This is a genomic window from Microcoleus sp. PH2017_24_DOB_U_A, assembly GCF_020738205.1.
Taxonomy (GTDB): Bacteria; Cyanobacteriota; Cyanobacteriia; order Cyanobacteriales; family Microcoleaceae; genus Microcoleus.
This window is the reverse complement of sequence record NZ_JAEQCT010000024.1, coordinates 18,378-32,276: the sequence shown is the minus strand read 5'-3', so window position 1 is coordinate 32,276 and position 13,899 is coordinate 18,378. Positions and strand designations below refer to the sequence as shown.

9 protein-coding genes are annotated in these 13,899 nt (G+C 47.9%); 6 read left to right on the top strand and 3 right to left on the bottom strand.

Going from position 1 to position 13,899, the window contains the following annotated elements; all coding sequences use genetic code 11:
- Positions 1–47: 47 nt before the first annotated feature.
- The 5 genes from JGK07_RS04950 (at position 48) to JGK07_RS04930 (ending at position 10,712) form a co-directional block, all read left to right on the top strand.
- A complete protein-coding gene (locus JGK07_RS04950; RefSeq protein WP_293224000.1) occupies positions 48–6,239 on the top strand; it encodes a PAS domain S-box protein in 6,192 nt (2,063 codons plus the stop codon).
- Between the two features lie 193 nt (positions 6,240–6,432).
- Positions 6,433–6,726 carry a type II toxin-antitoxin system RelE/ParE family toxin gene (locus JGK07_RS04945; RefSeq protein ID WP_293175159.1) on the top strand — a complete coding sequence of 98 codons (294 nt, stop codon included), beginning with the start codon at positions 6,433–6,435 and terminating at the stop codon, positions 6,724–6,726.
- Positions 6,723–7,040 carry a hypothetical protein gene (locus tag JGK07_RS04940; protein WP_293175161.1) on the top strand — a complete coding sequence of 106 codons (318 nt, stop codon included), beginning with the start codon at positions 6,723–6,725 and terminating at the stop codon, positions 7,038–7,040. Before JGK07_RS04945 ends, JGK07_RS04940 begins: the two co-directional genes overlap by 4 nt.
- A 234-nt stretch (positions 7,041–7,274) precedes the next feature.
- On the top strand, positions 7,275–10,094 hold the full coding sequence (locus JGK07_RS04935) for a hybrid sensor histidine kinase/response regulator (RefSeq protein ID WP_293191482.1): 2,820 nt from the start codon (positions 7,275–7,277) through the stop codon (positions 10,092–10,094).
- Positions 10,095–10,235: 141 nt separating this feature from the next.
- Positions 10,236–10,712: a chemotaxis protein CheW gene (locus tag JGK07_RS04930; protein ID WP_293206266.1), complete on the top strand. Its 477-nt coding sequence runs from the start codon at positions 10,236–10,238 to the stop codon at positions 10,710–10,712.
- A gap of 3 nt (positions 10,713–10,715) precedes the next feature.
- Here the strand turns inward: JGK07_RS04930 and JGK07_RS04925 are convergent, their stop codons facing one another.
- On the bottom strand, positions 10,716–11,321 hold the full coding sequence (locus JGK07_RS04925) for a hypothetical protein (protein WP_293175167.1): 606 nt from the start codon (positions 11,319–11,321) through the stop codon (positions 10,716–10,718).
- 148 nt (positions 11,322–11,469) lie between these two features.
- On the opposite strand from JGK07_RS04925, the gene JGK07_RS04920 reads away from it, so the two are divergent.
- Entirely contained in the window at positions 11,470–12,174 is a 705-nt protein-coding gene (locus JGK07_RS04920; RefSeq protein ID WP_293175169.1) for a pentapeptide repeat-containing protein, read from the top strand.
- A 117-nt stretch (positions 12,175–12,291) separates the two neighbouring features.
- Here the strand turns inward: JGK07_RS04920 and urtE are convergent, their stop codons facing one another.
- Together urtE and urtD are read right to left on the bottom strand one after the other, a co-directional pair.
- Entirely contained in the window at positions 12,292–12,990 is a 699-nt protein-coding gene (urtE, locus tag JGK07_RS04915) for an urea ABC transporter ATP-binding subunit UrtE (protein WP_293195982.1), read from the bottom strand.
- A 70-nt stretch (positions 12,991–13,060) separates the two neighbouring features.
- A complete protein-coding gene (gene urtD, locus JGK07_RS04910) occupies positions 13,061–13,807 on the bottom strand; it encodes an urea ABC transporter ATP-binding protein UrtD (RefSeq protein WP_293175173.1) in 747 nt (248 codons plus the stop codon).
- Positions 13,808–13,899: the final 92 nt, after the last annotated feature.

Here is a 13,899-nt window from a genome sequence, read left to right as displayed (position 1 = left end):
AAAATCTAAAATCGATCGCCTTTAATTTACCAATTCTTAATTTTATCATGAATTTTATCTATAGTTCGATCGCCACGACATTCACCCTGACATTACCTGACTTTTCTATTTCGCTGGTAGCTGGGATTGCCAATTGTATTATTTGTTTCTGTTACTTTGCGATCGCCTCGCTAATCAGCTTAGGTTTGTGGCGAAACCGTCAATTCGGGTTCGACATCTTCGCCACAGTCACAGCAGCCATATTTTGGAGCTGCGCTTTCGGCCACAGCGGCCACGCAGCCGAATACCTGGGATTGCCGCACTCCCATGTGGCACAAACTGTATCGGATTGGATAACTGTCATTCCGGCGATCGCCTTTTTGAGTCTGTCCAACCGCTACCAATTCTTAGTAGGTTCCACCCAAATTCTTACCTCCAAAAAAGCAACAGAACAAGCCCTCAGCGAAACAACCCAGCGATTTCAGGCAATCTTCGACCAAGCTTTTCAACTAATCGCATTATTGAACCCAGACGGCACTCTGATCGAAGCAAATCAGACAGCATTAGAATTGGGCGATTTGGAACCATCAGAAGTGCTGGGGCTAAAATTTTGGCACACACCTTGGTGGGCATCATCCCCAACCAACCAGCAGCGCCTCAAAACCAACATTAAACAAGTCTCGGCAGGCAAGTTTGTACGGGAAGAATACGAAATCACCGGAGCCAACAACCAGGTGACAGTAATTGACATATCATTTAAGCCCCTGTTAAATGAAACAGGAGAAGTATTTCAAATTCTCGCGGAAGGCCGCGACATAACAGCGCGCAAACAGACAGAAGCCAAATTGCAGCAGCTAACCGCAGAACTAGAGCAGCGAGTCAATGACAGAACCGAGCAGATTCAGCAAACCAACGCACTATTGCAACAGGAAGTTCGCGATCGCACCGCTGTTCAAGAGCAATTAAAAGCCTCTGAACAATTTTTAAACAACATCATCAACACCATCCCTGACCCGATTTATGTCAAAGACGAACAGCACCGCTGGCTAGCATTAAATGATGCCTTTTGTCAATACATCGGTCGCAGCAGATCGGAACTAATTGGCAAAGCTTACCGCGACTTCTTGCCCAAAGAACAAGCAGACATATATGAAGAAAAAAACCAATTAGTTTTCTGGGCAAACACCAGCAGCGAAACCCAAGAAACCATTACTGAACCGGACGGAAATACCCGTTTTCTGTCGGTCAAAAAATCTACCTTTGTAGATGCCGGCGGCAGCAAAGTCCTCGTTTGCGCCATTAGAGAAATCACCAACCGGGTGCGTATGGAAGAACAACTGCGGGAGACACTCGCCGAGGCTGAAAGCTCCCAAAACTTGCTGCGAACAGTTATTGACGCTACCCCAGACTTGATCTTCGTCAAAGATCGAAACTTCCGCTACAGCCTAGTCAACGCAGGTTTCGCCGCCGCCTTCGGCAAAACCCAAGCAGAAATGCTAGGCAAAGATGACCTAGAACTCAACGTACCCACAGAGCAAATATTCGGCAACTTCCATACCCAAACAGATCCTCAAAGACAAGTTAAAGGCTGGCGCGCTGATGACACAGCCGTACTCAACGGTCAGGAAGTCCATAACCCCAACGACATTGCCTCCTTAGCAGACGGCAAAGTACACATCTTCGACACCCAAAAATCGCCCCTCAAAGACGCAGAAGGCAAGATTCTAGGCGTTCTCGGCTTCTCGCGCGACATCACACAACGGCGCGAATCCGAACAAGAACTATTGCGGCTCAAAGCAATCTTAGAAACCACCACCGACTGGGTAGGGATGGCAGACTCCCAACAGCGCAGCATCTATCTCAACCGCGCAGCCAGAGAAATGTTGAGAGTTGGCAAGGACTCAGATTTAGCCGGAATTAGTATTTCTGACGTAACATCGCCCAAAAGTATGGACACTCTGATGGAAGTTGGTATCCCCGCAGCTTGCCGGGACGGGGTGTGGAGCGGCGAGACAATTTGGCAGACTTTAGACGGCGAAGAAATACCCGTTTCCCAAGTAATTATTGCCCACAAATCCCAGAGCGGAGAAGTTGAATTTATGTCAACGATCGCCCGCAACATCACAGAACGCAAGCGCACGGAACAAATCTTGGAGCAGAACTTGCAAATGCTCGACCTCGCCAGCGACGCTTTGATTGTTCGGGATATTGACGGCACGATTAATTATTGGAACCAAGGCGCCCAGAGAATGTACGGCTTCACGAAACAAGAAGCTTTGGGTAAACTCACCCACACTCTATTTCACACCATCTTCCCCCAGCCTTTAGAAATAATATCGGCACAGTTAGCAGAGCGGGATTATTGGGAAGGAGAACTGATTCACACCACCAATTACGACACCAAAATTACCGTATTCAGCCGCTGGAATTTGCAGCGAGACGAACAGGGAAAACCCAAAGCAATTTTAGAAACCAACAACGACATTACAGGGCGCAAGCAATCCGAAATCGAAAATCAAAGATTGAGATCGATCGTCGAAAGTAGCTCGGATTTTATCGGGATGGCAACAATGGAGGGAGAGCCATTTTACCTGAACCCCGCTGGCACGAAGCTAGTGGGACTCAACTCTCCAGAAGAACTCAAAACTAAGAATACGGGGGAATTCTTTTTTCCCGAAGACCTCCAGCAATTCACAGCAGAAATTATGCCGTGCGTCATGGAGACTGGCTCTTGGCGGGGCGAGTTTCGGTTGAAGCACTTTCGCACCGGCGATCGCATTCCCGTTGACTACAGCGTATTTACAGTCAAACACCCAGAAACAGGAGAGCCGATGGGGTTGGCAACAGTTACCCGCGACATCAGCGATCGCAAACGGGCAGAAGAAATGCTGCGCGATCGCGAAAGACTGTTCCGAGCCATTTTCGACCAATCGTTACAATTCATGGGGCTGCTAGAGCCAGACGGTACTGTTTTGGAAATCAACCAAACAGCCCTCCTTGCCGCTGAGGTGGGGATTGAAGAGGTAGTAGGCAAGCCGTTTTGGGAAACCCCGTGGTGGCAGATTTCCCCAGAAGTCAAGCAACAGGTACGAGAAGCTGTCGCCAAAGCCGCCGCCGGCGAGGTAGTTCGCTACGAAGCGGAAGTCCTACTTACCGGGGGTTTCCTCGCAACCCTTGACTTCTCCCTCAAACCCATCAAAGACGAGAGCGACAAAGTCGTGCTATTAATTCCAGAAGGCCGCGATCTGAGCGATCGCAAAGCCCTAGAACGAGAGCTTTCTTTGCGTCAAGCTCGCTTTGATGCCTTTTTCGCCGCAGCACCAGCGGGAATGTTCATCACCGACGACCAACTGCGGTTCATGCAGTTCAACGAAAAATTAGCCGAACTCGGGGGCCAGCCGGCTTCAGCATACATCGGCAAAACCCTATGGGAAGCCGAACCGGAAATGGCACCGGTTCTCGGCCCGCTGTACCAGCAGGTTTTGAGTACCAACGAACCGATTTTAAATCTCGAAGTCTCCCACGCTACCACTGCCCACCCAGATGTGGTGCGGGATTGGCTGTCTTCTTACTTTCCTTTGCCGGGAGAGGACGGCAAACCCCTTGGTATCGGTGCTTTCGTTCTGGAAGTTACCGATCGCAAAGCCCTAGAACGAGAATTAGTTTTGCGTCAATCCCGCTTTGACGCATTTTTCGCAGCGTCCCCAGCCTCGATGTTTATTTTTGACGAGCAGTTGCGGTTCGTGCAAGTCAACGAAAGTTTGGCCGAAACGACCGGCGTCTCAGTTGCCGAACACCTAGGCAAAACCGTCAGAGAAGTGATACCGGAAATGGTCGATACTCTACAGCCGATTTTGCAGGGGGTTTTGGCAAACAACCAGCCGCTTTTAAATATTGAGGTTGCAGGTACAACCGTCAATCAACCGGGCGTAATCCGAGATTGGCTGGCTTCTTACTTTCCTTTGGCCGGAGAGGACGGGAAACCGATCGGTGTTGGCGGTGTGGCGATCGAAATTACCGATCGCAAAAAAGCCGAAGCAGAGCGCGATCGATTTTTCACCCTGTCCCTAGACTTGCTTTGCATTGCCGATTTTGAAGGCAAATTCAAGCGTCTCAATCCCGCTTGGGCAAAAACCCTCGGCTACACAGTAGAAGAACTCCAAAACCAATCTTTTATCGATTTTGTCCATGCCGAAGACGTGGAAAAAACCTTGGCAGAAACGGCAAAAGTAGCCGGCGGTGCCGAAACAATATCTTTTGAAAATCGCTACCGCTGCAAAGACGGTTCCTACAAATGGCTGTCCTGGAAATCGCGACCGCTAATAGAAGAAAAGATCATGTATGCAGTCGCGCGCGACATTACCGAAAGCAAACAAACAATTAGTCAACTGCAAGAAACAACAGCCCAATTAGCCCGTTCTGAAGAGGAATTTAGAGGGCAAAGCAATCTCTTGCAACTGCTAATTAACAGCATTAGCGACGGCGTGGTTGCTGCCGATGCCAATGGCAATTTTGTGTTGTTCAACCCCGCCGCTACAAATATGTTTGGCTCGGGTTCCACAGATGCTCTCCCCAACGAGTGGGCGGCAAAATACGGTGTATTTTTGCCCGATACCGTCACTCCCTATCCCACAGCCGACATCCCTTTAGTACGCACGCTTCGAGGAGAATCCGTTGACGATGTAGATATTTTCACCCGCCACGCAGCCCAGCCTGAGGGCCTGTGGGTCAAAATTAACGGCCGGCCGCTCAAAGACGAAACAGGAGCAATTAAAGGTGGTGTAGTCGTTTGCCGCAACGTCACCCAGGAAAAAGCATCGCAGCAGCAGATGCAGCAGTTGGCCGAGGCACAGGAACGCTTGCTGCAAGAACTCAAAACGCGGCAAAATGCCCTCGATGAAGCTGCGATCGTCAGCGAAACTGACCTCAAAGGCATAATTACTTACGTTAACGAAAGATTCACCCAAATATCCGGTTTCAGCATGGGAGAACTGCTGCACCGCGACCACCGCATTGTCAATTCTGGCTACCATCCCAAAGCATTTTTTTCCGAAATGTGGCTGACAATTTCTCGCGGTTTGGTGTGGAAAGGGGAAATCAAAAATCGGCGCAAAGATGGCTCGTTTTATTGGGTAGATTCCACGATCGCCCCCATCTTCGATACTAGCGGTACCATAGTCAAATATATCGCCATCCGCTTTGACATTACCGAGCGCAAAGAGGCAGAGGAAGGACTGGAAAAATTTGCAGCCGAACGCAAAGCTGAAGCCGATTCGATGACGCAGCAAGTCCTCAAACTGTTGGGAGAAATTAAAGGCGCAGCTCAAGGGGATTTGACAGTCAGGGCGGAAGTAACGAATGACGTTTTAGGTGCTGTCGCCGACTCTTTTAACTTTTTAATTGGTTCTCTGCGGAAGGTGGTAACGGGAATTCAAACTTTAGCCGAACAGGTAACATCTGCCACTGGCGAGTCAATTAACAATACCAGCGAACTCACTCAACAGGCGGAAGTTCAAGCAGAAAAAATATCTGCAATCATGCGGGAAATCGAGCGAATCGTGAATTCGATCCGCGACGTGCGAGATGTTTCGGTGCGCGCCGAAACCGTTGCTCAGCAGTCTTCTCACACCGCAGAAGTCGGCGGTATGGCGGTCGATCGCGCTGTCGAAGGCATTAACGAGCTCCGGTTGACGATCGCCTCTACCTCAAAAATGATGAAGCGTTTGGGCGAATCTTCGCAACAAATCGGCAAAATTGTCACTTCGATTTCTCAACTGGCTTCCCAAACCAATTTGTTAGCTCTCAATGCTACGATTGAAGCAGCCAGAGCCGGCGAACAAGGTTTAGGTTTTGCGGTTGTCGCCGAAGAGGTGCGGAAGTTGGCAGAGCGATCGGCCGGCGCGACTGAGGAAATCTCGGAAATTGTGGGTACAATTCAAGAAGAAATCAGCCGCGTGATGAAGGCAATGGAATCGGGAACACTGGAGGTAGTGGAAGGTACTAAGCTAGCAAGCGAAGCTAAAACTCACCTGAATGCCATCATCGAAGTTAGTCGAGAAATGAATGCTTTGGTGCAGAATATTACTCGCGCTTCGGCTAAACAAACTGTTTCGGCTGAGGAGATTTCTAACAGTATGCAGCAAGTCAATGAGATTGCAAATACAACTGCCCAAAAAGGTTCCGATGTCAAAGCATCGCTTGATGATTTATCCGGTTCTGTCAGCAAATTGCAAAAGTCGGTGGCTAATTTCCGCAGTTAGTTATTAGTCAAAGGTTTGTAGTGAGGACTTTAGTCCTTCTATGGATGCGGACTAAAGTCCTCACTACAAACCAATCTTATTAGGGTCATCCTTTTCGGAGATGATATTAAGAGGCTCCCCTTAAGAAGTCACAGTGTGCGATGATGAATGCTAGCATAGATCGGTATTTGGAATATTTTAAGGTGCAGCTATCGTGTTTGAAATCGAGTTTACAGACCAAGCAATTGAGGATTTGCAGTGGTTTAAAAAACACGAACAGAATGTAATTGTTGACGGTATTGAAGCTAACCTTTGTTATGAACCCACTACGGAGACGCGCAACCGGAAACCCCTGCGTCCAAACAATACAGCAGAATGGGAATTGAGAGTGGGGCTATATCGCGTTTTGTACAACGTTGAGCAGCAAGTTAAAATTGTCAGTATAGAGCGCATCGCTGGCAAGCCTGGGAATAAATACATATTTCAAGGGGAAGAGGAAGAACTATGATGAACTGGGATTATCGAGTATTTTTTGAGGATGGCGGGTACACAATTCGCACGGTGTATTATGACGATACGGGTGCGATCGCAGCCTGCTCGGAAAAAGAAACTGCACCTTATGGAGAATCATTGGCAGAACTTCAAGCAGAATTAAACCAACTCCTGGCTGCTCTAAAAAAGCCAGTTATTTCTGCTGACGATGTGCCGGCTCCAAGCGATCGTCCGAAGGCAAAAAGAGGAAAATCATTGCAAGCAGTGCGGCAACAACTTGGCTTGCAATCGGAAATAACGAAAGAAATTTTGTTGAGTTCAAAGGATTAATAAAAAACCGAGGTTATCGGTAATAGTTCAAAAGTACTGGGCACCGATATTCATATTTATAGCAACCGCCACATCCGGCGCTCACATAAATAACCTGATGAATAGAGCTTAGAACCCTATAGCATAAACGGTTTGATTCCCGTACCTTGTAACTGTCAACTGTCAACCATTCGACTACGCTCACGGCAAGCTCTCAACTGTCAACTGTCAACTGTCAACTGTCAACTGCTATATATGGATGATGATGATTTAAACGAATTAATAGATGCTTTTACCGCAGAAACGCAAGAGTTTCTCCAGTCAATGGAAACTCACCTGCTGGCGATGGAAGGCGCAGATTTGAAAGGGCGACAAGCGGGTGTTAAAGAAATGTTTCGGGCCGCTCACTCGATTAAAGGTGCGGGTTCGATGTTGGGCTTTCAAGACGTGTCGGCGGCGGCTCACACGCTGGAGGACTGTTTTGTCATTTTGCGCGATCGCACGGACTTGTCGGCCCTGGAACCGGTCACTATAACTGTTTTGCTGCAAGGGGTGGATGCTCTCAAAAAGATAGCGGCCGAAGCAATTCACCACTCGGATGTCAGCACTCCCGATCAAAGGTCAAACCTGGAGGCGATCGCCCAAATTCATGCCCAGTTCGAGGCAAAGTACGGCAAGCCGGGGCCGCCGCCAGTCCCCGCAGCCAGTCGATCGGCAGCCCCGGAAACCCTGAAACTGATTTTTGAACACGAATTGCCGCCAATCTTCAATCGCCTAGAAACTGAGCTTTCCCAAGCTTCGGAGGCAGATTTGCCAAAAAGCGTCACCGCCCTCAACCAGGTTTATTACCAACTCTCCGGCTTGGCTGGAATGCTGCAATTGCCGGATTTTGGGAAAGTCGCTGAACCCCTCAGAGATTTGATCGACTCTCCAGATTTGACTTTACAGCGGTTGCAGTCCGAGGGTTGGGCGATCGCCCAGTCGTTGCAAACCGCACGCCAGCAGCTATTAGACGGAAGGGCGATCCTCTTCGAGGGCTGCGCTAACGAACTCCCCCAAATCTCCCCCCCACCCCCAAACGAATCACAAACATCCGAAACCTCCCCCCCTCTCCCCCTCTCCCCCTCTCCCCTCTCTCCCTCTCCCCCCCTCCCCAACCCGCAGCGACCAACAATCCGCGTAGACTTAGAACGGTTAACAGAATTAGTGAATCTGGTCGGAGAATTAGTCATCAACCGTACAAATTTGGAACTGCAAGAATCCGAATTGCGCGGCGAAGTCAAACGCATCCGCCGCAGTATCGTAGATTTAAATCAATTCGGCGGCCAGTTGCGCGAAGAATACGACAGACTGAGTTTTGCAGACTGGAGAGGAGGAAACGGCAATTCGGGATTAGGAAAACTTGCAGGATATGAAACAGAATTTCCACTGATTGTTAACGACAAATCCTCGATCGACCATTCTCACTTCGATATCTTAGAGATGGATCGTTATACAGAGTTCCACTCAACCGCCGCAGAAGTCATCGAAACCGCCGAAGCAATTTCTCAATCCGCCACCAAATTAGACACCTTAGCAATGAAATTCGAGCGCAGTACCGACCAACTGCGCCGCATCACCGAACAACTTCGCAGCCGCGTCATGCAGTTGCGAGTCGTGAGTTTCAGTCGCGCCGTAGACCACTTACCGAGGGCGCTTCGGGATATGTGCCTCACCTACGATAAAGATGTCAACCTGCTGTTAGTAGGAAGGGATACCAAAATTGACGAAAGTTTGCTCGACGCTTTGCGCGATCCCTTGGTACATTTAGTAAGAAACGCTTTTGACCACGGCATCGAAATGCCCGAAGTTCGGCAAGCAATTGGCAAACCCGCCAGCGGTCAAATTGAAATCGAAGCCCGCCACCAAGGCGGCCAAACTATTATTACTGTCGCCGATGACGGTAAAGGTATTGACCCGGAAATCATTCGCCGCAAAATAGTTAAAAAGGGTTTAGCGACGGAAGAACAAGCCCAAGAATTTTCGATTGCCGAACTCTATGATTTTCTATTTTGGCCCGGTTTCAGCACTGCCGAGGAAGTGAGCGATCTTTCCGGGCGAGGAGTCGGACTCGACGTGGTGCGAACAAATTTGCGGACTGTGCGGGGGACTGTGAAGGTGGATTCTCGCCTGGGAAAAGGTACGAGTTTTATCATCAAACTGCCATTGTTGCTGTCGATTACTGAGGCTTTGATGGTAAAGACCGATCGCAATAAAATAGCAGTACCGCTAGATGCAGTCGAGGAAATTCTGCATATTAAAGCTTCGGAAGTTCACACCGCCGGCAATCAGCCGATGTTGTGGTGGCGGGATGAATTTATTCGTTTGGTGCGACTGCAAGATTTGCTCGAATACAGCGTCGTCGGGCCCGATGGCCCCTCTCCAGACCCTTTGACTCAAGATCACATTCCCGTCTTGGTTTTGGCTTCTACCGAAGGAATGCTGGCGGTGGCCGTGGAACGCCTGATCGGCCAGCAGGAAATTGTGGTTAAACCTTTGCCGCCTCCTCTATCCAAGCCTCGCGGGGTTTTGGGGAGTACGATTTTGGGGGACGGTAAAGTTGTAACTATTTTGGATGTGGATGATTTGGTGGGTCAACCTTTATCCAATAGTTCGATCGCCCCTGTGTCTGGTAAAGTGCCACAAGTGGCGCCGACTTCGAGTCAGTCGCCCCAGATTTTGGTAGTGGACGATTCCTATACAATTCGGCAGTTGTTGTCTCTGATGCTGACTCGTGCCCGCTACCGCGTAGTTCAGGCTAAAGACGGCTTGGATGCCCTGGAAAAGCTGCAAAATGGTCTTGATTGCAGTTTGGCGATTGTCGATATTGAAATGCCCCGGATGGATGGATTTGAATTATTGCGCTCTATGCGATCGACCCAGCGGTTTGCTAAGATTCCCGTAGCCATGCTGACATCCCGCAGCGGCGAAAAACACCGACAAATGGCAATGGAATTAGGCGCCAATCAATATTTTACGAAACCTTACAGTGAATCTCAACTTTTAGAAGCAATACCAAAATTAATCAAACATTAAATAAAGGTACGTTGTTGCGCTTTAGCGCTCTTTCATATATATACAAAGAGCGCTGAAGCGCAACTACATACCTAGAAAAAAATACTATTTCCCAGCAGTGCCTGGTAACGAATAGATTCCCAATCAAAAATCAAAAATCGCATGACTCACACGAATTACAATCGCCGCTTTCGCAGCAAGAAACAAGGCGCTGTCAGAACTCCTCCTCGAAAACTTGTGTCCTTTGAACTGGGAAACGTTAATTATGCGGTTCCTATAGAAAAAGTGCAGCGTGTTGTCAAAGACTTTAATCCCTACGGTTTTTTAGATAGCGGTCAAAGTTTAGTTCGGCACCAAGAAGAACTAATTACCCTGATTAATTTATCTAAAATATTTCCTAGCAGTCGGAGTATTGCTGACTGCAACTACCTGATTGTTTGCAGCTTAAATAAAAGCGATCGCTTGGGAATTCCCATTCCTGATATGCCGAAAATCTTGGAAATTGCCGAAGAAAGTTTCTGCGAAATTCCAGAGTTGTACCGCCAACAGCAACTACCTGCGGTAATAGAAAAGTTGATTCGCGCCCCTGACGGTTCCGAAGTTTTTTATCTGAATTTGGCTCTATTTAGCCCAACCTAATATCTAGCAATTTTCAGTCATCATCCAAACGAGGAAGCCCAATATTTGCTCAACCGGAAGCAGAGAATAATCAGTAAGATCGATAGATACGCATTGCTCTTCTAGTTTAAGAAACCGCCAAACTGTACCGCTAGTTACGGTTCCGTAAATAGTCGATATCGGCTGTTGCTTTTGTTGGTTAAAACGTTGAGCGGCAACCATTTCTGCAAGGCATTGCCCCAAACCTGGTTTAAGGTCTTCTTTCTTGGCTTCCACTAAGACAACCGCAGGGGCTTTAATAAATAGTTGTTCCGGGGAACGACTTAGGAGAAAGTCCACATAGCCTGTGAGTTCAGCCTCCGGTTCTACATTGAATTCTTCGCCGGAAAAAACGCTAATCTGCCCTTGAAGCTGCCGTTTGACTTCCAGCAACACAGGATTGATAATCCCCTCAGATCGAGCTTTTTCACTGCTGACTGCGATCGCCCATGGAATCGTTTCTTTAAGAGTATCCTGAAGCAAAAGACTAGGAGTGACTGGCGCAATTTCGGGGAAGAAACGCGCGCCTTCAACGATCGTAAGATTGAAATCCTCTACAGCTTTGCTGAGAGTAAATTTACTGTAAGGCATAGGTTAATTATTTGCGATCGCATACCGTAACACTTTTGACTGAAATCAGGAATGTTTTATTTTTGGCTTAATATACTCGATTGAGTGTACCATCTTTACAGAGAATTTGCTGTAAATGGTATTCTTGCAAGCAAGAAGTTATTTATTTATGAAAAAAATCACAATACTGTCGATCGCCCTGCTAATTTCTGCCGCCACTCTAGAATATCCGAAGGTGGGGCTGCAACTAAGGGCGATCGGGCAAACACCAACGCCCCAAACACCAACACCTCAACCACCAATCATCCAACCACAAATACCCCAACCACCGACAACTCAACCACCAACACCCCAAACACCAACACCCCAAACACCAACACCCCAACCAAAAGCAGAAGATCCCAAAAAGCTCGGTTACGTCTCCCCAGAATTTGCCGAAAGGTTCTCCCAGCAACAAATTGACCAAATCAACGCCAACGTCGAAACGCTGTTGCTAACCCAAAGCTGCGTCCGTTGCGACCTCCGAGCTATAAAATTAGTTAACATACGCTTAAAAAATGCGATCGTCACAGGAGCAGATTTATCAGACGCCAGCCTCAGCGGTAGTACCTTCGAGATCTCAGATTTTGTCAACACCAATATGGCTCGCACAGACTTAAGCGGAGCCCAGTTAATCGGAGCGAGAATCAGCAACACCAACCTCCGAAAAGCCAACTTGACAGGAACCAATTTAGACGGTGCAGACTTGCGATTTTGCGACCTCAGAGACGCAAATCTGTCAAATGCGAACCTCCGGAATGCTAATATAGATGGCGCTAGTATCGATCGAGCCAGCATGGCCGGCACAACCATGCCAGACGGCCGAAAAAATTAATCACAAAATCTTTCCTAGAGGCAGAAACCGGGTTTTTTTTACGAAGCTACTGCATCAAAACCCTTAATCGCATAAAAAACCCGGTTTCTTTGGTATTGATAAGTCCAAAAATATAAATCAAACAGCCAAAAACCTCTGAACCACCTCATCACTCAACTCGCTAGTGCTTCCAGAAGCCACAATCCCGCCTTTCTGCATAGCATAATACCAATCAGCTTGCCGCACAAAATGCAAATGTTGCTCCACCAACAAAACCGAAATTCCCCTAGTCGCAACTACCCGGCGCACAGCAGCTTCAATGTCTAAAATAATCGACGGCTGAATTCCCTCCGTCGGTTCATCCAAAACCAGCAATTTCGGCTCACCCATCAAAGCCCTAGCGATCGCCAACTGCTGCTGCTGTCCCCCGCTCAAATCGCCCCCCATGCGATCGAGCATAGTCTTCAAAACCGGAAATAACTCAAAAATCTCATCAGGAACTTCAGGATTTTTGGTCAGAGTTGGTTTCGCTTCCAACCCTAACAATAAATTTTCTTTAACAGTCAAACGCGGGATAATTTCGCGCCCTTGAGGCACATAACCAATCCCCAATTTAGCCCGCTGGTGAGTCAACTTAGAGACAATAGATTGTCCGCCAAAATTAATTGTGCCGCTGCGAGGTTGCAGCAAGCCCATTAGGGTTTTTAGCATAGTAGTTTTGCCAACACCATTGCGGCCGATCAAGCAAACCATTTGCCCCGCATTAACACTTAAATCGACACCGCGCAAAATGTGACTTTCGCCATAGTAAACATTCAAATCAGAAACTTGCAGCATATGTTTGATAATTAGTAATTAGTAATCGGTAATCCGTTACATCCGTTACACAATCCGTTGCCGAACTTCTTCACTCTTCTGGTTTTCCCAAATATACCTCAATTACCCGATCGTCATTTTGCACCTCATCCATCGTTCCCTCGCACAAAACAGCACCCTGATGCAACACCGTCACCTGCCGCGCAATTTGCCGCACAAACTCCATATCATGTTCAATTACCAACACCGAATGACTTTCGGCCAGCGAAATCAGCAACTCTCCAGTTAACACAGTTTCCTCATCAGTCAAACCCGCCACAGGCTCATCCACCAACAACAAATCAGGAGATTGCGCCACCAACATCCCAATTTCCAACCACTGCTTTTCCCCGTGAGAAAGCAAACCAGCCAAAACATCAGCCTTAGCAACCAAACCAATAGTTTCTAACAAACCCGCCACCGTGCGCTTTTCAGCAGCAGGAGCAGGCTTAAACAGAGTTGGAAATACATTTTTATTGCCGTTGCAAGATAGCTCCAAATTTTCGCGCGGCGTTAAATTCAAGTAAACTCGCGGCGTTTGAAACTTGCGGCCAATACCCAGACGCGCAATCTGATATTCGGACAATTGGCGCAAATTTTTGCCCTTAAATATCACTCGCCCTTCCGTCGGCTGCACCTTCCCAGTAATCGAATCGAGAAAAGTTGTTTTCCCCGCACCGTTAGGGCCAATGATAACTCGGAGTTCCCCCGCATCCATGCTGAAATTTAAACCGTTGATGGCTTTGAAACCATCAAAACTAACAGTCAAATTTTCTATCTCTAATACTTTTCCCTTCATAACTTTAATTCCGCAATATACAACTGATTTTTCTTGATTTTCCTTAATTGTAGTTGTAGGGTGCGTCAGTCAACCGTCTCTGAGAAAGCCGA

Excerpts from the sequence above, each read along its gene's own strand:
- urtD (WP_293175173.1), bottom strand. The coding sequence starts at position 13,807 with ATGAAGGGAAAAGTATTAGAGATAGAAAATTTGACTGTTAGTTTTGAT.
- JGK07_RS04920 (WP_293175169.1), top strand. The coding sequence starts at position 11,470 with ATGAAAAAAATCACAATACTGTCGATCGCCCTGCTAATTTCTGCCGCC.
- urtE (WP_293195982.1), bottom strand. The coding sequence starts at position 12,990 with ATGCTGCAAGTTTCTGATTTGAATGTTTACTATGGCGAAAGTCACATT.
- JGK07_RS04935 (WP_293191482.1), top strand. The coding sequence starts at position 7,275 with ATGGATGATGATGATTTAAACGAATTAATAGATGCTTTTACCGCAGAA.
- JGK07_RS04930 (WP_293206266.1), top strand. The coding sequence starts at position 10,236 with ATGACTCACACGAATTACAATCGCCGCTTTCGCAGCAAGAAACAAGGC.
- JGK07_RS04950 (WP_293224000.1), top strand. The coding sequence starts at position 48 with ATGAATTTTATCTATAGTTCGATCGCCACGACATTCACCCTGACATTA.
- JGK07_RS04925 (WP_293175167.1), bottom strand. The coding sequence starts at position 11,321 with ATGCCTTACAGTAAATTTACTCTCAGCAAAGCTGTAGAGGATTTCAAT.
- JGK07_RS04940 (WP_293175161.1), top strand. The coding sequence starts at position 6,723 with ATGATGAACTGGGATTATCGAGTATTTTTTGAGGATGGCGGGTACACA.